The 25,944-nt window shown below is 49.3% G+C and carries 22 protein-coding genes; 8 read left to right on the top strand and 14 right to left on the bottom strand.

Annotation, left to right across the window (positions count from 1 at the left end):
• Positions 1-201 precede the first annotated feature (201 nt).
• The gene (locus EA26_RS05755) at positions 202-711 is read left to right on the top strand and encodes a DUF2062 domain-containing protein (protein WP_039425193.1); all 510 of its coding nucleotides are present in this window, start codon (positions 202-204) and stop codon (positions 709-711) included.
• Positions 712-850: 139 nt separating this feature from the next.
• On the opposite strand, the gene lolE is transcribed toward EA26_RS05755, so the two are convergent.
• From lolE to lolC, 3 genes are read right to left on the bottom strand one after another with little or no spacing between them, the layout of a single operon-like run.
• Positions 851-2,095, bottom strand: a complete 1,245-nt coding sequence (gene lolE, locus EA26_RS05750; RefSeq protein ID WP_039425192.1) for a lipoprotein-releasing ABC transporter permease subunit LolE — start codon at positions 2,093-2,095, stop codon at positions 851-853.
• Positions 2,095-2,790 (bottom strand): lipoprotein-releasing ABC transporter ATP-binding protein LolD, encoded by a 696-nt coding sequence (lolD, locus tag EA26_RS05745; RefSeq protein ID WP_039425190.1) that lies wholly within the window; start codon positions 2,788-2,790, stop codon positions 2,095-2,097. The genes lolE and lolD overlap by 1 nt, the downstream gene beginning before the upstream one ends.
• Positions 2,783-3,988 (bottom strand): lipoprotein-releasing ABC transporter permease subunit LolC, encoded by a 1,206-nt coding sequence (gene lolC / locus EA26_RS05740; RefSeq protein WP_039425187.1) that lies wholly within the window; start codon positions 3,986-3,988, stop codon positions 2,783-2,785. Before lolC ends, lolD begins: the two co-directional genes overlap by 8 nt.
• A gap of 236 nt (positions 3,989-4,224) precedes the next feature.
• On the opposite strand from lolC, the gene EA26_RS05735 reads away from it, so the two are divergent.
• From EA26_RS05735 to EA26_RS05720, 4 genes are all read left to right on the top strand, one after another.
• Positions 4,225-4,794 (top strand): hypothetical protein, encoded by a 570-nt coding sequence (locus EA26_RS05735; protein ID WP_039425185.1) that lies wholly within the window; start codon positions 4,225-4,227, stop codon positions 4,792-4,794.
• Between the two features lie 6 nt (positions 4,795-4,800).
• Positions 4,801-8,265 (top strand): transcription-repair coupling factor, encoded by a 3,465-nt coding sequence (gene mfd, locus EA26_RS05730; RefSeq protein ID WP_039425182.1) that lies wholly within the window; start codon positions 4,801-4,803, stop codon positions 8,263-8,265.
• A gap of 7 nt (positions 8,266-8,272) precedes the next feature.
• Entirely contained in the window at positions 8,273-9,043 is a 771-nt protein-coding gene (locus EA26_RS05725) for a peptidoglycan binding protein CsiV (RefSeq protein WP_039425180.1), read from the top strand.
• Between the two features lie 120 nt (positions 9,044-9,163).
• Positions 9,164-9,712, top strand: a complete 549-nt coding sequence (locus EA26_RS05720) for a GNAT family N-acetyltransferase (RefSeq protein WP_039425177.1) — start codon at positions 9,164-9,166, stop codon at positions 9,710-9,712.
• 109 nt (positions 9,713-9,821) lie between these two features.
• Here the strand turns inward: EA26_RS05720 and trhO are convergent, their stop codons facing one another.
• From trhO to hinT, 8 genes are all read right to left on the bottom strand, one after another.
• Positions 9,822-10,805, bottom strand: a complete 984-nt coding sequence (trhO, locus tag EA26_RS05715) for an oxygen-dependent tRNA uridine(34) hydroxylase TrhO (RefSeq protein ID WP_039425174.1) — start codon at positions 10,803-10,805, stop codon at positions 9,822-9,824.
• A gap of 258 nt (positions 10,806-11,063) precedes the next feature.
• Entirely contained in the window at positions 11,064-12,353 is a 1,290-nt protein-coding gene (locus tag EA26_RS05710; RefSeq protein WP_039425171.1) for an NAD(P)/FAD-dependent oxidoreductase, read from the bottom strand.
• 496 nt (positions 12,354-12,849) lie between these two features.
• On the bottom strand, positions 12,850-13,392 hold the full coding sequence (gene ycfP, locus EA26_RS05705) for an alpha/beta hydrolase YcfP (protein ID WP_039425168.1): 543 nt from the start codon (positions 13,390-13,392) through the stop codon (positions 12,850-12,852).
• Between the two features lie 58 nt (positions 13,393-13,450).
• The gene (thiK, locus tag EA26_RS05700) at positions 13,451-14,344 is read right to left on the bottom strand and encodes a thiamine kinase (RefSeq protein WP_039425165.1); all 894 of its coding nucleotides are present in this window, start codon (positions 14,342-14,344) and stop codon (positions 13,451-13,453) included.
• An 18-nt stretch (positions 14,345-14,362) separates the two neighbouring features.
• Positions 14,363-14,953, bottom strand: a complete 591-nt coding sequence (gene lpoB / locus EA26_RS05695) for a penicillin-binding protein activator LpoB (protein WP_039425161.1) — start codon at positions 14,951-14,953, stop codon at positions 14,363-14,365.
• 24 nt (positions 14,954-14,977) lie between these two features.
• Positions 14,978-15,367 carry a YcfL family putative periplasmic lipoprotein gene (locus EA26_RS05690; RefSeq protein WP_039425158.1) on the bottom strand — a complete coding sequence of 130 codons (390 nt, stop codon included), beginning with the start codon at positions 15,365-15,367 and terminating at the stop codon, positions 14,978-14,980.
• Entirely contained in the window at positions 15,367-16,761 is a 1,395-nt protein-coding gene (locus tag EA26_RS05685; protein ID WP_167772724.1) for a COG3014 family protein, read from the bottom strand. Before EA26_RS05685 ends, EA26_RS05690 begins: the two co-directional genes overlap by 1 nt.
• Before the next feature lie 77 nt (positions 16,762-16,838).
• Positions 16,839-17,189 carry a purine nucleoside phosphoramidase gene (hinT, locus tag EA26_RS05680; protein ID WP_039425153.1) on the bottom strand — a complete coding sequence of 117 codons (351 nt, stop codon included), beginning with the start codon at positions 17,187-17,189 and terminating at the stop codon, positions 16,839-16,841.
• A gap of 241 nt (positions 17,190-17,430) precedes the next feature.
• Here hinT and EA26_RS05675 point away from each other — a divergent pair, with 241 nt between their 5' ends.
• Entirely contained in the window at positions 17,431-19,422 is a 1,992-nt protein-coding gene (locus EA26_RS05675; RefSeq protein WP_152593661.1) for a methyl-accepting chemotaxis protein, read from the top strand.
• Between the two features lie 167 nt (positions 19,423-19,589).
• Positions 19,590-20,750 carry a DUF1887 family protein gene (locus tag EA26_RS05670; RefSeq protein ID WP_039425151.1) on the top strand — a complete coding sequence of 387 codons (1,161 nt, stop codon included), beginning with the start codon at positions 19,590-19,592 and terminating at the stop codon, positions 20,748-20,750.
• 72 nt (positions 20,751-20,822) lie between these two features.
• On the opposite strand, the gene udp is transcribed toward EA26_RS05670, so the two are convergent.
• From udp to EA26_RS05655, 3 genes are all read right to left on the bottom strand, one after another.
• Entirely contained in the window at positions 20,823-21,581 is a 759-nt protein-coding gene (udp, locus tag EA26_RS05665; RefSeq protein ID WP_039425147.1) for a uridine phosphorylase, read from the bottom strand.
• 255 nt (positions 21,582-21,836) lie between these two features.
• Complete coding sequence (locus tag EA26_RS05660) at positions 21,837-24,152, bottom strand: zinc/cadmium/mercury/lead-transporting ATPase (protein WP_039425143.1); 2,316 nt, start codon at positions 24,150-24,152, stop codon at positions 21,837-21,839.
• A 151-nt stretch (positions 24,153-24,303) separates the two neighbouring features.
• Positions 24,304-24,720 (bottom strand): CBS domain-containing protein, encoded by a 417-nt coding sequence (locus EA26_RS05655; protein WP_039425140.1) that lies wholly within the window; start codon positions 24,718-24,720, stop codon positions 24,304-24,306.
• Positions 24,721-24,947: 227 nt separating this feature from the next.
• Here EA26_RS05655 and EA26_RS05650 point away from each other — a divergent pair, with 227 nt between their 5' ends.
• Positions 24,948-25,913: a sensor domain-containing diguanylate cyclase gene (locus EA26_RS05650; RefSeq protein ID WP_039425137.1), complete on the top strand. Its 966-nt coding sequence runs from the start codon at positions 24,948-24,950 to the stop codon at positions 25,911-25,913.
• Positions 25,914-25,944: the final 31 nt, after the last annotated feature.

Here is a 25,944-nt window from a genome sequence, read left to right as displayed (position 1 = left end):
CCGAACAAATCGCAACCACAAGCGCCAAGCCAATACCGAGTGAGCTCCGCCACCTTTTCAGTCTCATAATTAATAAGATGGCAATCACTATTAGCAATAACCATCGCCAGGAAGGCATGATCGGCCAATAATTCGCCGAGATAAGGGTCGCTGAGAACGAAGCCAAGAACCAATTGTTACCTAAGAGAGTCATGTTGTCCTATGCCAAGAAAGCTGATCAAACGCTTCATGCCAGACCATGAGCTGATAAAACGTCAAAAAGCATTGAAAGTGTTTGGTAACGTTTTATACAACCCCAATTTGTGGTGCCTAAATCGCCGTTCTGCGGCAGGTGCTTTTGCTGTTGGCCTGTTTATGGCTTTTGTTCCTCTACCGAGTCAGATGATCATGTCAGCGGGTTTAGCGGTTTTGCTTGGTGTCAATTTGCCGCTTTCAGTGGCACTGGTTTGGGTAAGTAATCCAATCACCATGCCCGTGCTGTTTTACTTCGCCTACAAACTCGGCGCTTTCGTGATGAATGTTCCGCCACAACCTTTTCATTTCGAGCTTTCTTGGGACTTCATCATTGAACAAATGAGCACCATTGGCCCTCCGTTTTTACTCGGCTGCACCATCTGCGGCGTGGTTTCGTCGATTGTCGGCTACTTTGGTATTCGCGGTTTGTGGCGTTACTCTGTCGTGAGAAGTTGGCAGAAGCGTCAAGCAAGATAACGTAAGATGCTTAAGTGTTGGCAAGCAGTGGCATAAGTTTCGATTTATCGCACTGAGTGAATGAAAACGGCTGCAATGAAAGCAGTAAAAACAAAAGGACCAAACGGTCCTTTTGTCGTTTTAGCGTCTCTGCAAAGGATTACTTACTACTCAACACCGCAGCAGGTTGGAGTTTGGCGGCTCTGAGTGCGGGATACCAAGTGGCAAGAATACTCAATATGATCGCGGTGCCTGACACAATCAGCACATCTTCATAGCGCAGTTGTGTGGGTAGAAAATCAACAAAATAGATATCACCCGATAGGAATTGATGACCGAGCAAACCTTCTAGCCCTTTGATTAAGGTAGTGAGGTTTAATGCCACCAACACGCCAATGACACTGCCGAGCACACTACCAAGCACACCGGAGAAAACACCTTGCCAAACAAAGATGCGCCGCACTAGGCGATCCGAGGCGCCCATAGTGCGCAAAATGGCAATTTCTCCAGCGCGGTCTTTGACCGACATCATTAAGGTGGAGACGATATTAAAACAGGCGACGCCAATCACCAGTACCATCACTAGATACATAATGGTGCGCACCAGTTGGATATCGCGGTATAGAAAGCCAAATTTCTGCTTCCAACTGCGTAAATAGACATAAATGTCGATCTTCTGCCCGACATCACGCACGATACTTTGCGCATTCAGCACATCGTTAGTACGCAGTGCGATGCCCGTCACTCCATCACCTAACGCCGTGTATTGCTGTCCGTCGGCTAGGGGTACTAAGGCAACATTGTGATCGATTTGTCCGTTGAGCGTAAGAAAGCCAACCACCTGTACGCGAACCCGCTTAGGTGCCTGTACTTTGCTGGTATTACCCACTTGCGGAATTAAGAGAGTGACATAGTCACCGGCCTTAGCGTCGATTTCGCTCGCGACGCCACGCCCCAAAATCACTTGATTTTTACCCGGTGTGAATGCCTGCCACGCGGTGGCATCGATAAACTGCGCCATGCTGGACACTGCTTGTTCATAGTCTGGCTCTACTGCACGCACTTCGATCGCTTTGAGCTGATCGCCGCGCTCGACCAAACCCGTGAATTTTACATACGGCGCGGCGGCCACCACGTTGGGGTGCGCTGTAACCTGTGAGATCACTTTGCGCCAGTCGGCAACCGGACCACGCACGCCCTCGAGTTCTGCGTGAGGAATAACTGACAACACGCGTGACTGCAATTCCCGCTCAAAACCATTCATTGCCGATAGACCGATAATGATCACCGCTACACCAACGGCAATACCAATTGTGGATGAGAGAGAGATGAACGACACCATTTTATTGCGCTGCTTGGCTTTACTAAAACGGCGGCCGATCATCAGTGCCAAAGAAGAAAACATCACTTCATCTCACTTTCGGTTGGGTGAGTCAGCAGGCCATCTTGCATCGTCATTTGTCGATCCATCTTCGCCGCCAACTCATTGTCGTGCGTCACCACCAAAAACGCGGTGCCCGACTCACGATTTAACTCACGCATCAGATCGTAAATTTGCACTGCCGTCTTGTGGTCAAGGTTGCCTGTCGGTTCATCAGCCAACACCAGTTCCGGTTTATTGACTAAAGCGCGCGCAATCGCTACACGTTGGCGCTCACCGCCAGACAGTTCTGATGGGCGGTGTAAAACGCGATGTTTCAGGCCGACTTTTTCCAAGAGTTGCTGCGCTTCTTGCTTAGCTTGAGCCAATGGCACGCCGGCAATTAACAAAGGCATCGCCACATTTTCCAGCGCCGAGAAATCTGCCAACAGATGATGAAACTGATAGATAAAACCGAGATGCTGGTTACGCAGCTTCGCTTGCTTATTACTGCTGAGGGTACACAAGCGGTAATTAAGAAACTCTACCTCGCCCTCAGTGGCATCATCCAAGGCGCCGAGAATGTGCAGCAAGGTACTTTTGCCTGAGCCAGAGGTACCAACAATCGCCACTAACTCACTTTTATCCATCTCAAAGCTCACGCCTTTGAGTACTTCGGTAGTGAGTTCACCTTCCTGATAGGTTTTGCTCACGTGATGACACTTTAACAACTTATTCATAGCGAAGAGCCTCAGCAGGTTTAACAGACGATGCGCGGTAGGAAGGATAGAGCGTAGCCACAAGGCTAAGTAGAACCGCCAATAAAATCACCCAGAAGATTTGCCATGGCTGGATCACCACAGGCAGGCTGCCACCGAAGGTGAACAGCGCCACTCCAGCGGCGTTGAGCAAGCTGTTGAGATTAAGCGACAGTAAGACACCGGCGCCACCGCCCACCAGCGCGCCAATCACGCCACTGCTCGCCCCCTGCACCATGAAAATCGTCATGATGTGGCGCTGGCTCATGCCTTGAGTCTTCAAAATCGCCACTTCAGCTTGCTTTTCCATCACCACCATAACCAGCGCCGAAATAATATTAAACGCCGCGACACCAACAATCAGCCCAAGCATCAGGCCCATCATGTTCTTTTCCATTTTCACCGCTTGAAACAGCTCACCGCGCTGCTCACGCCAGTCACTCCACTGCCAACCCTCAGGCAGGTTTTGCTTAGCCACTTGCGTCACTTCAAACGGATCGTCAAAAAACAGCCGCCATCCAGAGATGGTTTGCTTGCTCAATCGAAGCAGTCTGGCCGCATCGTTGATGTGCGTCACCATCAACTGGCCATCAATATCTGAACCTGTGTTAAACATGCCTGCAACGGTAAAATTGCGCTGGCTTGGAATGCGCCCCAATGGGGTGAACTGGCTGGCGCTGGTCACCATAAGACGCACTTTATCGCCTATGGATACATTGAGATTTCTTGCGAGCGTATGACCAAGGAACACTTGATATTCACCAGCATGAAGGTCAGCGACAGAACCTGCGATTAAATGTTCGGCGATAGGATCGTCAAAGCTTGAATCAATGCCAATCAAATAGCCCACCGAAAGCTCTGCTGCGCTTTGAATCACCGCTTCGCCGCGCACAATCGGTACTGGGGTGCGCGAGGGTGAAAGCTCTCGAACAAATTCGGGCGCACTGGCTTGCCAAGGTGTTTCGTCTTGATAGGAGACAACCGCTTGCGGCAACACGCCCAAAATACGTTCTTTAAGCTGCGCTTCAAAACCGTTCATCACCGAGAGCACCGTGACCAGCGCCATCACGCCGATGGTGATGCCCGCAGTGGACATATAAGAGACGAAGCGACTGAATCTGTCACCGGAACGCCCGCGCAGATACCTCAGCCCAACAAATAGCGATACTGGATAAAACATTGTAAAAACCGATAATCAATCCAACTGGTTACTCTAACCAGAAAGATGGCACGAATATAGCTAAAATTGAGTAAGCCACGAAGAATTCACCGCAATTTTGCCAATTTAGTGATGAGTGAGGCTGGGATGTAGGCCAATTGACTAGAACAGAGCTTGATAACTAAGCGAAGTTAGCGATAATCAATCACTTGAAGATTCATCTTGCCAATTCAAGATGACGAATAAGGAACAACAGCATGACAGATCAAGAGTTTTTTACCGTCCATTCAACCTTAACGGTTAACGTCGAGCTGTTGCCCACGTCATCAACTCTGCCTTCGGAAGAAGCATTTTTGGCAGAAATCCCGACCCCGTTTATCGTCGCCAGCGAATTTAGCCAACTCGATCAAATGGCGGATCATGCCCGTCATGAGCTGAAAAATAGCGATTTCAAAAGCGTGATCAGTTTGCTCGATGCACAAAATTCCAAACTCAATTTGCTTCTCAGTTTCATGCTCTCCCAGCAAGATGACCCTAAACTGCGCTTTAAAACTACTCGCTTTGGCGCTAGCCAAGTGAGTTACCTCTGCGCACAAACAGTACCGGTCGGGCAACTCGCGCGGGTAAAACTGTTTCTCGAGAGCCCGGCGGCGGCGATTTATTGTTACGCGCAAGTAACAACCTGTGAGGCGCACGAACAGCAGTTCGAAATCACCATGAAGTACCAGTTGCTGCGTGATTCTGATCAAGACCTTTTGATCAAAGCGGCACTCCATCAGCAGCAAAAAATACTTCGTCAGCGAACCCTGGAAAGAGATTCAAAATAACCCACAATGAAAACTGTTCAACCTATCTTATCGGTCTGCGGCGCAAACGGTGCAGGCGACAAAAAACATATTGGCTGCTTACCGGGCGCATCGCTCGCACTCTCCATCGCTGAACTGGCAAAAGCAGCCTCCAGCCACACAGTTTTAGTGGTACCCGACCCACAAAGCGCGTTGAAACTGCAAGCAGAAGTCGAACAGTTTTACCGTGAGCCGGTGACAGTGTTCCCCGATTGGGAGACGCTGCCGTACGACAATTTCTCGCCACACCAAGATATTATTTCTGAACGCATCGCGACCTTGTTCCAACTGCCGGGGCAAACCAACGGCATCACCATTGTTCCAGTCAGCACCTTACTTCAGCGTCAATCACCGCGCGACTTCCTGCTGCAACATACCTTGATGGTCAAAGTGGGCGATCGCTATTCACTGGAAAAACTTCGCCTGCAATTAGACAACTCCGGTTATCGCCACGTCGATCAAGTATTTGGCCCGGGAGAGTACGCTAGCCGAGGTTCCATTTTGGACCTCTATCCAATGGGCAGTCATGATCCTTATCGGATAGATTTCTTTGATGACGAAATCGACACCATTCGCACCTTCGATCCAGAGAATCAGCGCTCTACCGACGCCGTACAGGAAATTCGCCTGTTGCCCGCTCACGAGTTCCCCACCACTGAAGCGGCGATTGAAGATTTCCGTATTCGCTGGCGTAGCCAGTTTGATGCGCGCCGAGAACCAGAATCGGTTTACATGCAAGTGAGCAAGGGGACTTGGCCGGCGGGCATAGAATATTGGCAACCGCTGTTTTTTGAACAAACCGAAACCTTGTTTGACTACGTCGCTAGTGATTCACACTTCATCACGGTCGGCGACATCGATCTGGCGATGGATCAGTTTCTCAGTGATGTCGATTACCGCTACGAGCAGAAAAAAGTCGATCCGCTGCGCCCCCTCTTACCACCAGCGCAACTGTGGCTAAAGAAGGATGAGCTTTACGCTCGCATCAAGCCATTCGCTCAAACGTGCCTCTCTGTCGCAGCCATTGAAGAAAAAGCAGGCCGCAGCAATTTGCCTCTGCAAGCACTACCTGAACTGGCCGTGCAACAAAACAGCAAAGAGCCGCTGGCACAACTGCGCAAATTTAGCGAAAGCTTTAACGGAAAAATTGTCTTCTCCGTCGAATCCGAAGGACGACGCGAAGCCTTAACCGAGCTGTTGCAAGGGATCAAGCTTCGTCCGACGATATCGGCTAGCTTGGATGAAGCGTTGCAACAGGAAAACCGCTTTACTTTGGTGATCGGCGCCACTGAACGCGGCTTTATTCACCCCGAGCGCGGCTTTGCTTTTGTCTGCGAGAGCGATCTGCTTGGCGATCGCGTTATCCAACGGCGTAAAAAAGATAAGCGTAACGTCAACAGCGATACCGTTATCCGTCATCTTGCCGAGCTCAAACCGGGCCAACCTGTAGTACACATTGATCACGGTATCGGCCGCTATATCGGTTTAGAGACGCTCGAAGCGGGCGGTATCAAAGCCGAATACATGATGTTGGAGTATCAAAACGAGGCGAAATTGTACGTTCCCGTGGCGTCGCTAAACCTCATCAGCCGTTACTCTGGCGGCGCGGAAGAGAGCGCTCCGCTGCACAAACTTGGCGGCGAAGCTTGGGCCAAAGCGCGGCGCAAAGCGGCGGAAAAAGTGCGCGATGTCGCGGCAGAGCTGCTGGACGTTTATGCCAAGCGCGAGCTCAAGCCGGGCTACAAATTTGCGTTGGATCGTGGCCAGTACGCCAGCTTTAAATCCGGTTTTCCTTTTGAGGAAACGGACGATCAAGCGATGGCAATCAACGCGGTGTTATCAGACATGTGCCAAGCCAAAGCGATGGACCGCCTAGTGTGTGGTGACGTTGGCTTTGGCAAAACCGAAGTGGCCATGCGCGCCGCGTTTGTTGCCACCGACAACAGCAAACAGGTCGCGGTACTCGTCCCAACGACCTTGCTTGCCCAGCAGCATTTTGAGAACTTTCGCGATCGCTTTGCCAATCTTCCGATCCGAGTTGAAGTGCTGTCGCGCTTTAAATCCGCGAAAGAGCAGAAACAGATCCTTGAGGATGTCGCGAGTGGCAAGGTCGACATTCTGGTCGGCACGCACAAGCTGCTCTCGTCTGAACTCAAGTTTAACGATCTTGGCCTACTGATTGTCGATGAAGAGCACCGTTTCGGCGTGCGGCAAAAGGAGAAAGTCAAAGCGATGCGTGCCGATGTCGACATTCTCACTCTGACTGCAACCCCTATCCCGCGCACACTCAATATGGCAATGAGCGGCATGCGCGATTTGTCCATCATCGCCACTCCACCAGCGCGTCGCCTGTCGATCAAAACCTTTGTGCGCGAGCGGGATGATGCGGTGGTACGCGAAGCGATCTTGCGCGAAATCATGCGCGGTGGTCAGGTTTACTTCCTGCACAATCAAGTGGAAACCATCGAGAAAGTCGCAGCGGATTTGACCAAACTAGTACCTGAGGCGCGAATTACTGTCGCCCACGGCCAGATGCGTGAGCGTGAGCTCGAACGCGTGATGAACGATTTCTACCATCAGCGTTTTAATTTGCTGGTGTGTACCACCATCATCGAAACGGGTATCGACGTCCCAACCGCCAACACCATTATCATGGATCGCGCTGACAATCTTGGCCTCGCCCAACTGCATCAGCTACGTGGCCGTGTGGGGCGCTCGCACCACCAAGCTTACGCTTACTTGCTGACGCCGTATCCCAAATCCATGACCAAAGATGCGATCAAACGTCTTGATGCGATTGCCTCTCTGGAAGATTTAGGGGCGGGTTTTACGTTGGCTACCCACGATCTTGAGATCCGCGGCGCAGGTGAGCTTCTCGGCGAAGAGCAGAGCGGTCAGATCCAATCGGTCGGTTTCTCACTTTACATGGAGATGCTTGAGCAAGCGGTTCAAGCCTTGAAAGAAGGCAAGGAACCGTCACTGGATGAGCTTTTACGTGAACAAACTGAAGTCGAGATCCGCATACCCGCCCTACTCCCGGATGATTACATCCCCGACGTCAACAGTCGTTTGTCGATGTATAAACGCATTGCCAGCGTGGAGGGTGAAGAGGAACTCAACGAGCTCAAAGTGGAATTGATCGACCGCTTTGGTTTATTACCCGACGCAGCGAAAAATCTCTTGGCAATCTCAGAGTTAAAGATTCTTGCTGCCAACATCAAAGTGAAAAAAATCGAAGCGCATGATAAAGGCGGGTTTATCGAATTTTATCCCAACGCTGACATAAACCCCGCGTATTTGGTCAGACTATTGCAGTCGCAGCCGAAAAAATTTGCAATGGAAGGTCCAACTAAGTTCAAGTTTAGCGTACCATTGACCGACCGCCGCCAACGTGTTCAGTTTATTCGTGATTTACTGAACGAGTTTAATCAGAATTTATTACCAGTGAGCTAGTTATCCGATGAGATTCTTGATCCCTCTGCTCCTTCTTTGTGTGTCACTCCCTTCGTGGGCGCAGAGACAATTTGATATCGAGGTTATCATTTTTAAACGTAACCTAGATGCCCAGCAGACTAATGAATCCTGGCCAAACCAACTGCCGGAGATCAATAAAGCGCAAGCACATGAGTTTCAGGACGCCGCTTATCGTGAAGCTAAGGGCGTACAGATGTTGCCTTATGAGCAGTACCAATTGCGATCGCAAAAAGAGACGCTCGACAGACATGCAGGATTCACAGTATTGCTGCACACGGCTTGGCGACAAGATGACAAAGGCAAAAGTTCTGCGCCCATTTTCCGTATTTTAGGTGGTAAGGATTATTCTGCGCAGTTTAATCCTGACGGCAGTGAAAAGCAGGCCGAGCCAGAGCAGGTCGTTGCCGATGGCATTAGCGAAGTGCGTATCGATAATCCGCTGTACGAACTCGACGGCACTTTGCAAGTCTATGTGCAGCACTATCTGTTCGTCGAAAGCACCTTAGATCTCAAAGCGCCTAGCGTGCGTGAAGTGAAACTAGAATCCAGCCCACTGGATGAAAACACCGAACAGCTTGGGCAAGTGGATGGCAATGTACAACTGGGGAACTTGGCGCAAGTGTCTCCAACGGTACAAGTGGAACAGTTCCTCAAAAGCTACCGCATGGATCAAAAACGCCGTATGCGCAGTGGTGAAACCCACTACCTCGACCACCCGTTACTGGGCATCGTGATTCAAGTTCGCCGCGTGGAATAAAATCGATTTATGTCTATTCAAAGCCCTCAAACGAGGGCTTTTGTTTATTTCCCTCAAACGCAATCAAAACACTTTGTCGGTTCAGGGAAGCGAAATAAACAAACGCTGAAAGAGAGCAAAATGAGCCCAGATTTTCAAATCATTACGTCACGTCTTTGCCTGCGTCTCATCAACGCCAATGAAGCCGAACCTTTGGCAAAGCTGATTCGCACTTCGCCATCGCTACATCAATGGGTCGATTGGTGCCATGCCGATTTTACTCTCAAAGAGGCGCAGCAGTTCTTGCTGACCACCCGCCTAAACTGGGTAAAAGCCGATGGATACGGCTTTGGTATTTTCCATCGCGAGAATGGGCAACTACTCGGAATGGTGGCGATTAATGAGCTCTATCACACCTACAATATGGTCAGTATTGGTTATTGGATTGCCGATAAGTATCAGCGTCAGGGAAACGCGAGAGAGGCCATCACCGCTTTAGTCGAGTTTTGCTTTGCCAAGTTGCAGGTGAGCCGTATTGAAATTGTCTGCGATCCTGAAAACCTCGCCAGTCAAAAACTGATTGAACGCTGTCATGCCAAACGAGAATCGACCGCTCGCCATCGTTTTCTTTTTCACGGCGAGCCAAGAGACGGTGTGGTCTATTCGTTGATTCCCAGTGATCTGTTCTAGTCGTTTATCGCCGTCATTTAATGTGAAATAACACAAAGGAGCACCATAGCGCTCCTTTGTGTTGGTTAGCGTTTATTGGCTAAATCAGCCTCTTTTGTCGCCCACTGGGTTAGCCTTTCTGGTTACGCTGCGCCGCTTTGCGCGCCAGTTTTTCCGCTCGACGAGCTTCGATCACCTGTGCACTATCTTCTCCGATGTGGTTTTCACCGCGCAGCTTCGCCAATTGAACTTGCTTCTCACGCTCACGAAAACGGGCCAATTGTTCGTCGGTGTGCGTCCCAAAACAGCGCGGACAACTGACGCCTTGCTCATACTGCTCGCTCTGTTTGTCGTCCTCAGTAATCGGTAGACGACAAGCATTACAGACTTGATAGTCACTCTCAGATAAGCCATGTCCGACCGCTACTCGTCCGTCAAACACATAGCAATCGCCTTGCCACAGGCTTTGCTCTTGCGGCACTTCTTCAAGGTATTTCAAAATACCGCCTTCAAGGTGATACACCTCGTCAAAGCCTTGTTCTTTCAAATAGGCGGTGGATTTTTCGCAGCGAATGCCGCCAGTACAGAACATGGCGACTTTCTTATGCTTTTGCGGGTCAAGATTTTCCTGCACATAGTGTGGAAACTCGCGGAACGTCTCGGTTTTCGGGTTGAGCGCGTTTTTAAACGTACCTAACTGCACTTCGTAGTCATTACGCGTATCGACCACCAATACCTCCGGGTCGGAGATGAGCTGGTTCCAATCTTGCGGTTTGACGTAAGTACCCACCACATGACGCGGGTCGATGCCTTCAACGCCCATGGTCACAATCTCTTTCTTGAGTTTGACCTTAGTGCGGTTAAACGGCGGCTCACTCGCCAAAGACTCTTTATACACAGTGCCTTTTAAACTTGGCTCGCGGTCTAGCCACGCCAACAGCGCATCAATCCCTTGGCGCGAAGAAGCGACTGTGCCGTTAATGCCTTCTTGCGCCAGCAGTAATGTACCGCGAATGTGGTTCTCTTCCATCAGTGCCAACAGCGGCGCTCTTAGCTCTTGGTAATGGTTGAGCTCAACAAACTTGTAGAGCGCACAGACAACATATTGACTCATGGTATGACCTTTTAATAACGACACAGGGAAATTGGGCACGCATTATAACCAAGCAAGCGGCTGACAAATACGGAGCGTTTTTGGGGATATACCTTCTACTGGACGAAAACCTGACAGAAGATCTCTAGACGAGCAATATGTCTCAGTTGAATAAGTGCACCAGAGAGCTTTGCTGAACCTTAGTATACTGCCGAAAAAAAACCGGAGCGAAAATGCTCCGGCTCTACTTTCATCTGATGGATTATTTCATGCGATGAATTAGTGCAGCTTGAGGTTTGGACGAAGCACTCGGTTGATCCGCCCTACTAGCATCATCAGACCGGTTTTGAACACACCATGCAGCGCCATTTGGTGCATGCGGTAAAGCGAAATATACACCACGCGCGCAATGCGCCCTTCCACCATCATTGAGCCTTTGGTGAGGTTGCCCATCAGGCTGCCTACCGTCGAGAAACGGCTCAATGAAACCAGCGAACCATGATCTTTGTACACATAGTCCTTCAACTCACGGCCGTTGAGCTTGGCAATGATGTTGCTAAACGCATGACTCGCCATTTGGTGCGCGGCCTGAGCACGAGGCGGTACAAATTTGCCATCATGTTGCGTGCATTGCGCCAAATCACCGATAACAAAAATGTCGTCATCGCGCGTGGTTTGTAATGTGTTCTTCACCACCAGTTGATTGATACGGTTAGTTTCCAAACCAGCAATCTCTTTCATGAAATCAGGGGCTTTAATGCCAGCCGCCCAAACCATGATTTGCGCTGAGATCTTCTCGCCATCTTTGGTGGTTAAGCCATCGGCTTCAGCTTTGGTCACCATAGTCGCAGTGCGAACATTCACGCCAAGCTTCACCAATTCATGATGCGCAGCCGAAGAGATGCGTGGTGGCAACGCAGGCAAAATGCGCTCACCCGCTTCCACTAAGTTGACGTTGAGCTTACTCGAATCTAGGTCACCAAATCCGTAAGTGCGCAGCTCTTTAATCGCATTGTGCAGCTCTGCGGAGAGTTCAACACCGGTCGCGCCCGCTCCTACAATCGCAATATCAACGCTTCCCTGACCATTTTTCGCGTGCAGTTTGAGGAACTGGTTATTCATTTCTGTGCGAAAACGGTGTGCCTGCTCCGGGCTGTCGAGGAAAATACAGTGCTCTTTTACCCCGGGAGTATTGAAATCGTTAGACGTTGAACCGATCGCCAGCACAAGAATGTCGTACTCCAGTTCGCGACCTGGCAGCAGCAACTCACCATGTTCATCGGTCAGCTCACTCAGTGTAATCACTTTGCGTTGACGATCGATGCCACATAGGCTGCCTAGCTGAAAATCGAAGCTGTGGTTTTTCGCGTGCGCACGGTAACTGAGCGCATCCACGCCTTCATCCAGCGATCCCGTTGCCACTTCGTGCAACAAGGGTTTCCATAAATGGCTTGATTTGCGATCGACTAGGGTAATTTGGGCGCGTTTTTTACGACCCAATGTGCGGCCCAGTTTAGTGGCCAATTCAAGGCCGCCAGCACCGCCGCCAACAACGATAATTCGTGTCACAGTGATAATCCTCTACAAAATAAAAATGGGGTCCGCCCGATCGCGTTCAGTTGATTGATGATTTCAGCGACGCGCATCCAACGGATAAATCTTGTTATGTGTGACACTTGGTCACGGGTTATCAAAGGGCGTTCTGTTACGTTAAGAATCAAAGTGCAGCACAATGTTTGAAACAGCACACATATCGGGCAAGTTAAACTCTCGCTCTCAATTTTTTTTGATATTTATCAAATTATTTTATAGCGTGACATTATATAGCGCTAGCCCCTTACCGCAACAAAAATCCATTGTTGTGAGCGCTAACACCAGAATAATCATTCGGCGTGTAACGCTAAAAAAGGAGCAGAGACAATAGAATAGGATGAGACCGCTTAGTGGTCGATTATCTTTCAACAATTATCAAATGAGTTGCACTTATAAAAGCTCAGCCCCAAAAGGGGCTGATGGTGTTTGATATTCTCTTGCAAGAATATCGATTGTGAAGCACTTGAGGTCGCTATAGCGCTTCTTTAAACGCTTTCATCGCTTGCAGGTGCTGAGAAATCTTTTTGAATTTGTGGCTCTCTTTTTCGTCCCAGATGATGGAGTAGTAGTCTTGCAACTCTTCTGCCGTTAGATTGTTGTCATGCACTTCGTCGTTGCGCGACAGGATCACTAAACAACGACCTTGATTTTTCATGCGGAACTTTTCGACACATTTTGTTGCAATATCTTCGTACTCTTCAGGGCGATCAATACGCCCTTGCATGTTGTTCTCCGGGTGAAGATTAGGATTGAAAATCACCTGTTTGATGCCACACAAAAAGCCAATGCGTTCGGACCAGTAGCCACCCAGACCGACACCACAAATAATCGGCTCGGGATCCTCCGATTGTTCAATGGCTTTGTGCACTTCTTTTAATAAATGCTGCATATCATGCTTCGGATGTAAGGTACTGTAGTTTACAAAACGTACATCGGGGTCAATAAACTGCAATTGCAACACTTTTTCGTGGTTTCCAGGGCTGGTTGAATCATAGCCATGAAGATAGATAATCATACTTCCCTCTCACTTTAAGCTTGGGTATAGCCATAAATCTACCACGATTAGCAGGGGTTTAAAGTGGTAAACCGGGTTGAGGCTGTAAACAGTGATCCTCGTGACATAATGTATGCAGCATTTGCTTGGCACTGAGCAAATATTCTTCACCCCCCCAAAGCTTGTCGGCAAGTAGGTACCACAGCATCGCCATCATGGTTAAACGCGGCTGCCACGCTTTCACACCATCAAGCCACAAATCGATGTCGTCTATTTCTCTCAACTGGCAGTAACGACATACCGACTCAAACACGTTTTCCCCGGCAACTTGAATCACCAACGCCAATTCCAAGCGAGGATCAGCTAAAGCGGCATATTCCCAGTCAATCGCTTTCACCCCATCCGGACCTTTGACTAAGTTATAATCCCCTAAGTCAAAATGACAAAGGGCGACGGGCAAAGGCTCAATGGAAGGAGCCATACGCCACTGTTGATACAAATTCTCAAATTCACTCCCCAAATAGTGACTGTCAAGCTGCATCCAGTAGTGATCCACCCTTGCAGTGTAACTGAACGGCGCAAGCGGCAAACCGTGTGTATCAAATTCGTGAATCTTAATGCAGGTTTTCAGCAAGGTATCGATAGAGGCCGCGCCACGCATGGTCACGCCTTCCAGCCATTCGACCAACAAGCCCTGCTCGTTGACCAAAATCGGCTTGGGTCCGATTTTTAATGGTGCTATTGCCGCCAGAATCTGATATTCGCTGTAACGAGAAATAGAAAAAGCCTGACAGACTTTGCTGGCAGGCCTCCAAACGTACGCTTTTCCATTGGCATCAAGGATTTTCCAACAACGATTGGTTAACCCTCCCGTCACCGTTTGAACTTGTGCGGGAGCAGGTACAAAAAACTCCGCTACCGCATTCAAACTGGGATCAAGTTGTTTGGCTTGCTGCCAAGAAAACCACGCCATATTTCGCCTCACATGCGCTTACAGTCCAAGTAAACGTTTAGACTGCTGTTTGCGGATTTCAGTTTCATCCGCCCATTCGATCAGGCCCGTTTCCAGATCCATCAAGCGCATGGTCATTTTGTAGTAGACATCTTTGTCGCTGCCGTCATTTTTGACGATGCTCGACAAATTGCCATACAGCATGTATTGCGCACCCACCATCTTACCGAACTGAATCGCGGTTGATTGGTTCACTAAGTCATCATTGTTCTGGAAGTTCAACTGCTCACGCACCGCTTCTACGCGATCCATATCCACAAAACGGAATTTGCCAGAGTTCAACATCTTGGTCGAAATCGTGTCGGTGATGGATTCCGTATCAATATGTTCGCTGGTTTTGTTTTTGATTCGTTCAACAAAGACAATCGGGCGCTTGTCACGAGTGATCGCGGCCACTGAGCCTGACATCATCATGCTATCGATCATTTGCCCAGCAATGGTTTGCAGATCGGTCGAGCCGAAATCAATCGTTGTCGTTTCAGTCGCCTGTGCGTCTCCATAAGAGACCTTGTTAGAACAACCACCCAAAACTACTGCCAGCCCCAACAGGGCAACCACACCTTTGTTCATTTTTAGTCCTCACACTTTTGAGTTTTAATCATTGTTTGCACGAATCTGCACTCGGTATTGAGTACCATTCGGATTAACAGTCACTTCCGACAGGGTAATCGACTCAAAGCCCCTGACGATCGCTTGACGCCAAGGTCCGGGTTTGCTGTTCACTTCCAAACCATTCGCGTCATACCAAGAAAAACGGTACAAGATCGACTGGTCACCTTTGTAATTACTGGTCAAACGCACCACACCACGAACTCGATCGTCAGCGGGTACCGTCGAGATATCGTCGATCAACAGACGATTACCCAATACGTTGTCATGAAAGAACACATGCTGTGTTTCCCCATCAACACGCATGCCTGCGGTATTTTCTGCGCAGCCAGTCAAAGCCAATAATACCAGTGCTGGAATGAGCCAAACTTTCATTACAATCTCCCTAATTGTTTGTGCCAGATCGTCTGGTTATCCCCTTGACGGGAGATCCAGAACAAAGTGGTTTGCCCTGCTGGCACGTTAAACACATAATCTTGATTGGTAGACGTCATCACCTGTTCTCCAGCCTTGACCACCGCACTAGCCGTGTTGATTGTCGCAGGCAGTGTCTGCCAACTACGAGTATCAGGCTGCTCGGTTAACGCATTCCAGACATTGAAGAGCAGATTGCCCACATCGTCTCCTTTGGCCGCTTCTTTGCGCAGTTGATCTTTGGCAACCACACGCAACGCCTGACGAATCACCATCGACGGTAAACGCTCACCGAGATCGTATCTCGCCATTTGGTTCACATCCGCCAAGGAGTGCGTCGTCAACGCCTGCTGATTTAATCTCAGCGGTGAGAATGACGCACGACTTTGTTTGGCATAGTAAGGCAGCGCCAATGAGTACAGCGCACCAACGCCACGAGAATCGTAAACGGGCAGATCAATGCGCCATCCTTGCAGCGCTTCAACCACGCCTTGTTCCTCGATGACAATAATACGCCCTTCTTCGCTACCTAGTGTTAAATCGCGTTCACCGTAGCGCTTCTCCAGTTGGCGAAGATCTTCGCGCATTGCCAACTTTTTGGCGACGGCTATGGTTCGCTCAATCACTTCGCGATTGTCTGGCATCACCGCCAATGCGCGGCGATAGTCAACATACGCCCCATTGAGATCGCGTGACGCTTCATAAAGCAGCCCTGAGAGGAAAAACAGATAGCCATTTTGCACCGCCTGCAACGTTTGTCCCGCGTCGGGATAGTTTGCCAATACGCTGCCTACATTGGTGGCCATGCCGTTTTTCTGCATGTCTCGCTGCGCTGCATTAAGCTCTTCTTCACGGGCTTTTCGCGCCGCTTCTTGCACTTGGTTGGCTCTGCGCATTTCGACCAAGGCCCCTTCTAAGCTACTTTGCTGTAGATAGTTCAAGCCAAGATAAAGATGCAAAAAACCCAGTTCATAATCTGCTGGGGTGTAATTATTCAGATTGTCATTCACGGCCAATGAGCCTACGCTGGTGGCGGTTTGTGACAGAGAAACTTTCGCCTGATCCTGCCATTGTCGCACTGCCACATCACTTCTTTCAAAGGCGCTTTTGCTTGCCGAATAATCACTGGCTAAAAATGCCAAGCGGCCACGCTCCATGTTGTCGAGCATCTCTCCGGCCACCACTTCTGATCGCATCTGCTGCGCTTGTGAGTAGTGACCGCTTTGCACCGCCTGATAGACGGACTTATTCTGCTCACTGTAATGACTAAATAGATTGCCGGCAGACATATTGGCGCACCCTGCTAAAGCGAATACACCACTGAGCAATGCGGCAAACTTTATCTTTCGCGTCAAAACTCGGCTCCAATAGATATAACAGACGTCTGGCCAGCGAGCTCTTCGCTGGCCCCTTAACCTATCCGAGTCACCATTTATCCGAGCAACAATGGACCAAGTGGACGTCCGCCCACCAAATGCATATGAATATGATAGACTTCTTGGCCGCCATGCGCATTGCAGTTGACAATTAGGCGATAGCCATCTTCGGCAATGCCCTCTTCTTTGGCGAGCTTTCTGGCAACAGTGAACATACGTCCCATCATGGCTTCGTCATCAGCTTCAACATCATTCACAGTTGGAATGAGTTTGTTCGGAATGATCAAAATGTGGCTTGGCGCACGAGGGTTGATATCGCGAAACGCGGTGACGAGATCATCCTGATAAAGCACATCAGCGGGAATTTCCTTACGAATAATTTTGCTAAAGATGGTTTCTTCGGCCATAGGTACTCCATTAAGTGGTGTGTAACCCAGTTAGTATGCGTCAAGGCATGCGCCATCACAATAAAAAACAGTGTTCACTTAACATTATCAACAGTACGTCAATCTATAAAGCTTTATTTTGTCGCCCTCGTCATAAAATGCTCAAATCAAACTGCCTACAATGATGATAATTTTGTTAATTTTTTGAGACGTTTTGCGTCTTTTTGCACTTTTTATTTCTATCTGGGAGAGGGCTTCACTTATGCAAGGTTCAGTCATTAAAAGGATGTATGCTGGTTTCGCGTTGATCATAGTGCTGTTTGTAGTCACGGTGACCATCATGACCAACGGCATGAATCAAATTCATTCTAACTTTGAGACGGTATCAAGCACCTCTCTACCTCTGGTTTCACTGTCTAACCAAACCAGCGTCCAACTTCTGTCAGCAGATAAATCCTTCAAAGATTTTCTGACCACACAAGATCAAGATCGGATGGCTCAGATGCGCCAAGAGTTCGGCCAATCACAACAAGAGTTTGGCAAAACTTTGTCCGAGCTTGAACAAGCAAGTCGTATTTATCCTGCGCTTGCCGAGCCACTGGCTCAGCTTCGTGAAACGGAACAGAGCTATTTTGCCGAAGCGAATGAAGCAATGAACAACTACGAAGCGATGTTCACTGCCCAAGCTGAAGTGCAAAAATCTTCTCGTCGTTTCCAAAAACTGCATACCGAGTTGACCGTTGGCATGAAAGAGTATGTTGATGATCAAACCAGTATTTCCGTCAAAGTGATGGCTAAGAGCTATTTCATCAAGTTGAAAGATGCTGAAGTAATTACCTCGGATGCGTTGGCGAGCTTAGACCTCGAGTTTGTGGAAAAAGCGGTCACCAAGAACAAAAAAGCGGTCACCCACTTAAACTACGCATATCGCGGTTTGGTGACCCAGTTACCTTCTCTGAAAGAGGTGTTCAACCAATCGGTAGAACAGTTTACCCAAGACGTCGGGCAAAAAGGCGGGGTGCTTGACCAACATGCCAGTTACCTGCGCGCAAGAACGGCGTTGTACAACAACATCGCCAACCTAGCGGTCAAAGTTGATAATGCCATGACCACGCTAGAAACCTTTACCACCACCGCCACCGACAATTTGAATCAATCTCTAGTAGAAGCGGGGGAAGTTTACGACCAAGGCTTGCTCAAGGCGATCGTCATCGGTATTGCGGTAACCATTTTCGCCGCTGCGGTGGGTTATCATATCGCGCACAGTGTCCGCGAACCGCTCACACGCATTCTGGCAACACTGGAAGGGCTGGCGAATGGTGACATGACACAGCGTATCGAGATCCGCTACAACAACGAATTTAGCCGTGTGAGTGGCCATATCAATACCCTCGCTGATAGCTTGCATAACATCCTAGTCAAGCTTAATGATGCGGCAGAAAATCTTACTAACACCGCGGCCAACAATGAGAAGACCTCTTCTGAAGCGCAAACACAGCTTAATGCGCAACGTGGTCAAACCGCCAGTGTGGCCACGGCAATGACCGAAATGTCCCATTCAGTCCAAGAAGTAGCACAAAATGCGCAAAGCTCTTTGGAGATGGTACAAAAAGTCGAAGCCGCGTCAGATTCTGGCCGCAGCATCATGAGTAGCAATATCTCAACCATCAACCAGCTTGAAATGCGCCTCAATGAGTCGGTCAGTGCCGTCTCTGAGCTACAGCGCATGAGCGGTCAAATCGGCTCGATTTTGGATGTAATCCGCAACATTGCAGAGCAAACTAACCTGCTGGCACTTAACGCCGCCATCGAAGCTGCGCGCGCGGGCGAGCAAGGACGAGGCTTTGCCGTAGTTGCCGATGAAGTACGCGTACTGGCTTCCAAGACCACTCAGTCCACCACTGAGATTGAAGCGATGATCAGTAACTTACAATCCAGCTCGCAATCGGCCAGTCAAGTGATTCAAAGCTGTATGAACGATATGGAAATGTCGGTTGAACAAGCCTCCAAAGCCAATAGTTCAATGGAAGAGATCCAAGCGCTGATCATCGAAATCAGCCAGATGAGCACGCATATTTCCCACGCAGCCGCCGAGCAGAGCGAAACCTCTGCAGACATCGCACGTAGCCTTGAGGACATCAACAGCATCGCGGATCGCAGCTACCATGCGATGGCTACCATTGCGCAAACCAGCGAAAGCTTGTCGAATCTCGCTCACCAACAAACTGAACTGGTACATCGCTTCAAGCTATAAGGCGTTTTAGCTAAACGCATCGTACCAAGTCCGTCTCCAATCCGATAAGGGCAACTTTTCACAGCGTTGCCCTTGTTTTTTATAAGCCTTGTCTACATATGGAGATCAAGGGCTTGCCAATTTCTTTTCTCTTTCATTCTGTGCAGCCCATATAAAAAGGAAACTCTATGGCTGTTCACGTCGGTATTATCGACCAAGATCCGGTACGCTTGGTCACCCCCCTACTCGATCATCGCACCGTCAGTACGCACATCATTTTCATCGGTGACGAATCACAGCACGACATGTACCAAAGGCTTCATTCCGTCCTCGCCCAACGCAGCATCACGACCGAGTTTTTTGAAATTCCCTCAGTGGTCGATACATCTCTCATCAAGCAATCTATCCAATCGCTGGCAGAGGATCTTAAACGCCGTGGTGAAGATGTGAAACTGAACGCCAGTTGTGGCCTGCGACATCGTCTGCTTTCGGTGTATGAAGTGTTTCGCACCTATCATTGGCCGATTTTTGTCGTGGAGCCTAATAGCGACAAACTTTGCTGGCTCTACCCTGACGGACGAGAAGAAACCCAAGTTCAAGACCGTATCACTATTTCAGATTACCTCACCATTTTTGGCGCACGCGGTGAGTTTAACGAGGTGGCGCTGCCCCCCCAACTGGATCAACAGCTCTACCAGCTTGGTGAACGCTGGGCGAGCAATGCTCTGGAGCTTGGCCCCGGGCTGGCAACGCTCAACTATTTAGCCACCACTTGCCGCAAAGAACAGCGGCTCGACGTCGAGCTTTCCGACAAGCAGCAAGGCTACCGTGAACTGAATATGCTGCTGGCAGATTTGGTTGATGCCAATATCGCCACCTACGAAAACGGGGTACTCACCTTTGCCAATGAGGACGCGCGCCGCTTTTCCAACGGCGAATGGCTGGAAACCTTAGTGCACAGCACAGTCAAACAAATTCAAGATGACATGCCGACCATTCAGGACCATTCGTTGAACGTACAGGTTTACCGTCAGCTTGGGGAGCGTGAAGTACGCAATGAGCTAGATGTGGCCTCGGTCGTGAACAACAAATTGCACATCATTGAGTGCAAAACCAAAGGCATGCGTGATGATGGCGACGATACGCTCTACAAATTAGAATCGTTGCGCGATCTGCTGGGCGGGTTGCAAGCACGTGCGATGTTAGTGAGTTTCCGCCCACTGCGCCACAACGACATCACTCGAGCGGAAGATCTTGGCCTAGCTCTGATTGGGCCAGATGAACTGCGCGACCTGAAACTGCACCTCACTAACTGGTTTGCCCAAGCCGGGGGCAGCGACGATATTTAATATTTGTGTGGAAAAAGAAACCCGGAGCCAAAACTCCGGGTTTTACAATTCTGCTTCGAATAAAAAGCGTGATTACAGCATCTTACGCGCCGATTCCACAACCACTTTGATTGAACGCGCTTCGGTTTCTTTCAGCGTTGCGTGATCTGGGATCTCTTTCTGAGTACGGTTGATAATCACGCCCGCAACACAACCCGCGCGTAGACCAGAACTCGCACACATAGTCAATAGCGTCGCTGATTCCATTTCAAAGTTCAGCACGCCCATATCTTGCCACTCTTTCATCGAGCCTTGGAAACGGCGTACTACGCGTCCGGTGAAAGTGTCGTAACGCTCTTGACCTGGGTAGAAAGTATCACTTGATGCGGTAACACCTGTGTGTACCGTTGCACCACTCTCTTCGGCGGCCGCTTTCATTGCTGTTGCTACTTCAAAATCGGCAACGGCTGGAAACTCCATTGGCGCAAAGTGCAAGCTGGCACCATCAAGACGCACAGAGCCTGTGGTGACAATCATGTCACCAACATTCACATGTGGCTGAATAGCACCAGTCGTACCAACGCGTAGGAAAGTACGTACGCCAAGTTGCGCTAACTCTTCAACCGCAATAGAAGTTGACGGACCACCGATACCGGTAGAGCACACAACCACAGGTTTTCCGTCTAGCTCCGCTCGGTACAGGGTGTACTCACGATGGCTGGCTAGAAATACTGGATTTTCCATCTCTTCGGCGATTTTTTGTACGCGCGCTGGGTCACCAGGAATAATAGCTAGCGTTGCACCATTAAGATCAGCTTCAGTTACACCTAAGTGGAAAACAGCTTGAGACATAAGTCACTCCTTATTGCGGCTTACTCTGCGAGGTAAGCTCAAATGAAATTGTGGGGTACAGAGTGCACTTTACTTAACCGAACCGAAATATGGAGTGATCAAACTCACAACTGACTAATGTAACAATTATGTATTTTCAGGAAAAACCGTTTGGCATCACAAAATAACAACAAATCAATCATTCATTTGCATAAATCTGAGACAAAGATACCTGCCGCGTATCGGCAGGCATCTTTGTCTATCGTGCGCTAACCACTACTCTTCTTGCGCTTGAAAACGCAGCAGCCTCAACGCATTAAGTGTCACTAAGGCGGTCGCACCACTGTCTGCCAATACCGCCACCCAGAGGCCAGTGATGCCGAGCAGACTCGTTACCAGAAATACCGCTTTCAACCCCAGAGCCAAGGTAACATTTTGTCGAATGTTGCTTAGCGTTGCACGCGATAGCTCGATCATCGCTGGCAGTTCGACCAAGCGATTGTGCGTGAGCGCGGCATCGGCAGTTTCTAACGCCACATCGGTTCCGCCGCCCATCGCAATGCCAATACTCGCCGCCTTCATCGCAGGTGCGTCGTTGATGCCGTCTCCGACCATCGCCACCGTCTGCATTGTCGCCACTTTTTCAACGTGATGAACTTTGTCGGCAGGAAGCAAGTTAGCCTGAAAATCGATACCGATATGCGCAGCGATCGCTTCTGCACTACGTGGATTGTCTCCGGTGAGCATCAGCGAGGAAATACCCAGGCGCTTCAACGCACGGATCGCTTGGTTCGCGTCGTCACGTAAGGTATCTTGCCATGCAATCAGCCCCATGACTTTTTGATCACAACGGACCAAAGCCACGGTTTTTCCCTCAGCTTCTAGCGCCTGCATCGCTTTTGCGAGCGCGTCCGTAAGCGGAAAATTGGCTTTCGCTGAGGCAATCACTTCCACTAACTGCCCGTCAACCCATCCAGAAACACCAACACCAATCTGCGCGGTTTTGTCTTGGGCGTGAGGAATCGTCACTCCAGCGTCCTTGGCTTTGGCAACTAAGGCCGTTGCCAACGGGTGATTGGAGCCGACCTCTATCGCACTGGTCATGGTAAGGAGTTTCTCTTCACTGATATCAACAGCAATAATATCGGTCACTTGCGGCTTGCCACGAGTTAAGGTGCCGGTTTTATCAAAGGCGATCGTCTCCACTTTGCCAAGTAACTCCAGCGCAGCACCCCCTTTGATCAGCGCACCTCGTTTAGCGGCGGCAGCTAACCCGGATGTAATTGCCGCTGGCGTCGAGATCACCAATGCACAGGGGCAAGCGATCAGCAGCAAGGCTAAACCGCGATAAACCCACGTTTCCCATGGCTGGGCAAACAGCAATGGCGGCGTGACGATAACAACCAGCGAGACCAGCATCATCAGTGGTGTGTACCAGCGGCTAAATCTATCGAGGAAACGCTCCAGCGGTGCTTTACGCGATTCGGCTTGTTCGATCAGGTGCAAAATACGATCAATCGCATTCTCACCTTGCTTAGACGTCACTTCGACTCGAACGACTTTATCTAGCGAAACAACGCCTGCCATCAACTTAGCACCAACCTGATGTTCGACAGGAAGGGATTCGCCAGTCAACGCGCTTTCATCAAAACTGGCGAGCGCGCTCATCAATTTACCATCGGCTGGCAAGCGATCGCCCGGAGCAATTTCCACCACATCCCCCGGAAGCAACTCACTAGCAGCTACCGCAACCCGTTCACCATCGACGATTTTTATGCTGTTTTCTGGCACGAGCGCCATCAAAGCTTGCACGCCACTGCGAGCCCGGGACGAGGCATAAGCTTCCAGCTTTTCACCAATCAAAAACAGCAGCAGTACCATTGCCGCTTCAACGCTTTCACCCAAATAAAGTGCACCTAGAGCGGCCACGCTCATCAAGGTTTCAATCGCAAATGGGGTACCCGATAAGGCCAAGCGCCACGCTTTGCTCGCAACAGGATAAAGCCCGGCTAAACAGGTGAGTACAAATATCCAACGGCTGATATCGCTATCAATGGTTGAAAACAGGGCGCCTATCGCCATGGCAAGGGAAATGGTCAAGATATGCGCGTTACTTTTCAATGTTGCGCGCCAGCCAGATGCCGACTCGTTGAGGGGATTGCGCGCTTTTGTTGCGCTGAGCAGGCTAAGAGGAAAGCCGGTTTTTTGCGCTAGGTGCTCAATATCGCTGGCCGCGACGCGCGTATCAAAATCGACCACCAGTTTTTCCGTGGCAAACAGCACTTTTGCCTCGATAACTCCGTCCAGTGAACGCAGTGCTTTCTCGAGTTTTTGCGCACAGGAAGGGCAATCCATTCCTGAGATGAGCCATTGCTGGCGCGCTGTGTTCAGGCTTGAGGTTTGAGGCCTTTGCCGCTCGCTTTCCTCACCTGGGTCGCTGGTTGAGCATACATCAGAGGAGCAGCAATCTGCCGTCGCTGAGTTGATTGGGCTGATCTTTGCAGCCGCGAGGTTAGCACTCTGGCAACAAGTCGAAGCTGGACGGATAGCCGCCATTTTTTGTGACTGACAAGCAGTATGTTTTGCGCACATAGTCGATTCCTTTTTTAAGATGACAACCTAAGCATAAACCTTGGAGTGCACTCTAAGGTCAAGCCCCTTTTTTGCCGACTTTTCGCTGCTCGCAATAAAATGGCCTCGCTAATCCGAGGCCACACCATCTGCTCGCATCTTGTCTGTATACCTAGACGGGATGCTTGAAACAATCAGTCAGACTGTTTCCTATCGCTTTCAGCACATCGCGACGAGTGATCACACCCACTAGTCTGTTTTTGTCTACCACCGGGTACATTTTCGGTTTGCCTACCTTCATCATCTCCGCCAGCTCAATAATCGACATTTCAGGCGACACCGACAACACATCGACATGCATACATTCACCGACCGTATGCGCGTCTTGGCAGTAGTAGCTGGCTTTGACTAACTTATCGAGTAAGTCTTGTTCGGATAAAAAGCCGATGACTTCTTCTTTTTCATTGATCACGGGGCCGCCCATCACAAGGCTTTTCATCACTTTATTCAGCGCAGCGCTCAATGACATATCGACCGTAAAGGTCACCGCTTGTAAGGTCATATAGTCTTTAACTTTTAGTGACTTCATCGCCATCTCCTTTGCAGCGTTTTTTGGCACTTAAGTTAAGTGTCGTCCAATTTCCTCAATTTACTAAATCGAATGTGACGATTTTATCAATTGATGAAATCCCTCTTCTTAGCCTTGAGACAATTGGCAAAGTTGATAAAACCTGCGTCACCATTAACCCTACAATCTGTTATTGAGCTATATCTTAATAGTTGTATTTAAATCATAAAGTGAAGTAAGGGCACAGTATGGTAGATGAATCCATCTTATCGCGCGTTATTGTGAATAACCCAAAAGTGATCCATCACTTTTTTGAATCACTACCGGAGCCCACCTTCCTTATTAGTGAAGCCGGATATTACATTGAAGCTTGGGGGGGTACAGATACCAAACGACACCATGATCCAGCTCATGTGATTGGTTTAAGCCAGTTTGAAGTTCTACCCGACGACAAAGCAAGATGGTTTCTGGATGTGATAAAACAGGTGATTGCGACGCAAAAGCCCCAAGAGCTTGAGTATGAGTTACAACCTCATGACATGCCTTGTTCTAAAGGGGTCGCCGGCCCGACTGAGCTGCAATATTTCAGCGCGTTTGTGATCCCAGTAATTGGAGAAGATAAGGTACTTTGGTCGGTGCGAAACATTACCGAATACAAAACCGCACTTAAGGAACTTAAACGGCAAAGAGCGTCACTGGAAACGCTCTCTTGTTTAGACCATTTAACTCAATTAAACAATCGCTACGCACTGGAGATCTACCTTCCATCGCTATTGGCACAAGCGATTGACAACAGACAAAGTGCTGCCTTGTTTATGGTCGATATCGACTGTTTCAAAGATCTTAATGACACCTTTGGCCACCTCAACGGCGATAAAGCGTTAAGAATGGTGAGCCACACATTAAAGAGATGGAGCCATGAGAGCGGTAGCTGTTTTCGTTATGGCGGCGATGAGTTTCTCGTTTTTATCCCTGCCATTTCTCAGCAAGAATGTGTGGAAAAAGCGCAAGCGTTATTGGCATCAGTGAAAAAACTGGCCATTCCCAATCCAAGCTCAAGCGTTGCCAATATTTTGACCGTCACCATCGGCATTCAGTTTTACAACCAGTTAACTGCGAAGCATCATGATTTAGAGCGTTTTATCTCCAAAGCCGACAAAGCTTTATTTAACGCCAAAGCAACAAAAAGAGGAACTTTCCAGTTCCTCCCCTAATCGATATGTTTTCCTTCTAGAGACCATGCCA

This window comes from Vibrio navarrensis (assembly GCF_000764325.1).
Lineage (GTDB): Bacteria > Pseudomonadota > Gammaproteobacteria > Enterobacterales > Vibrionaceae > Vibrio > Vibrio navarrensis.
The sequence above is the reverse complement of the archived record's forward strand: the minus strand, read 5'-3'. Positions and strand labels throughout refer to the sequence as shown.

Bases quoted from the DNA above. Each gene is read 5' to 3' on its own strand.
- mfd (WP_039425182.1), top strand. From the start codon at position 4,801: ATGAAAACTGTTCAACCTATCTTATCGGTCTGCGGCGCAAACGGTGCA.
- hinT (WP_039425153.1), bottom strand. From the start codon at position 17,189: ATGGCCGAAGAAACCATCTTTAGCAAAATTATTCGTAAGGAAATTCCC.
- lolE (WP_039425192.1), bottom strand. From the start codon at position 2,095: ATGTTTTCTTCTTTGGCACTGATGATCGGCCGCCGTTTTAGTAAAGCC.
- EA26_RS05735 (WP_039425185.1), top strand. From the start codon at position 4,225: ATGACAGATCAAGAGTTTTTTACCGTCCATTCAACCTTAACGGTTAAC.
- udp (WP_039425147.1), bottom strand. From the start codon at position 21,581: ATGTCTCAAGCTGTTTTCCACTTAGGTGTAACTGAAGCTGATCTTAAT.
- EA26_RS05670 (WP_039425151.1), top strand. From the start codon at position 19,590: ATGGCTGTTCACGTCGGTATTATCGACCAAGATCCGGTACGCTTGGTC.
- EA26_RS05655 (WP_039425140.1), bottom strand. From the start codon at position 24,720: ATGAAGTCACTAAAAGTTAAAGACTATATGACCTTACAAGCGGTGACC.
- ycfP (WP_039425168.1), bottom strand. From the start codon at position 13,392: ATGATTATCTATCTTCATGGCTATGATTCAACCAGCCCTGGAAACCAC.
- EA26_RS05755 (WP_039425193.1), top strand. From the start codon at position 202: ATGCCAAGAAAGCTGATCAAACGCTTCATGCCAGACCATGAGCTGATA.
- trhO (WP_039425174.1), bottom strand. From the start codon at position 10,805: ATGAGTCAATATGTTGTCTGTGCGCTCTACAAGTTTGTTGAGCTCAAC.
- EA26_RS05675 (WP_152593661.1), top strand. From the start codon at position 17,431: ATGCAAGGTTCAGTCATTAAAAGGATGTATGCTGGTTTCGCGTTGATC.
- lolC (WP_039425187.1), bottom strand. From the start codon at position 3,988: ATGTTTTATCCAGTATCGCTATTTGTTGGGCTGAGGTATCTGCGCGGG.
- EA26_RS05720 (WP_039425177.1), top strand. From the start codon at position 9,164: ATGAGCCCAGATTTTCAAATCATTACGTCACGTCTTTGCCTGCGTCTC.
- lpoB (WP_039425161.1), bottom strand. From the start codon at position 14,953: ATGAACAAAGGTGTGGTTGCCCTGTTGGGGCTGGCAGTAGTTTTGGGT.
- lolD (WP_039425190.1), bottom strand. From the start codon at position 2,790: ATGAATAAGTTGTTAAAGTGTCATCACGTGAGCAAAACCTATCAGGAA.
- thiK (WP_039425165.1), bottom strand. From the start codon at position 14,344: ATGGCGTGGTTTTCTTGGCAGCAAGCCAAACAACTTGATCCCAGTTTG.
- EA26_RS05660 (WP_039425143.1), bottom strand. From the start codon at position 24,152: ATGTGCGCAAAACATACTGCTTGTCAGTCACAAAAAATGGCGGCTATC.
- EA26_RS05725 (WP_039425180.1), top strand. From the start codon at position 8,273: ATGAGATTCTTGATCCCTCTGCTCCTTCTTTGTGTGTCACTCCCTTCG.
- EA26_RS05650 (WP_039425137.1), top strand. From the start codon at position 24,948: ATGGTAGATGAATCCATCTTATCGCGCGTTATTGTGAATAACCCAAAA.
- EA26_RS05690 (WP_039425158.1), bottom strand. From the start codon at position 15,367: ATGAAAGTTTGGCTCATTCCAGCACTGGTATTATTGGCTTTGACTGGC.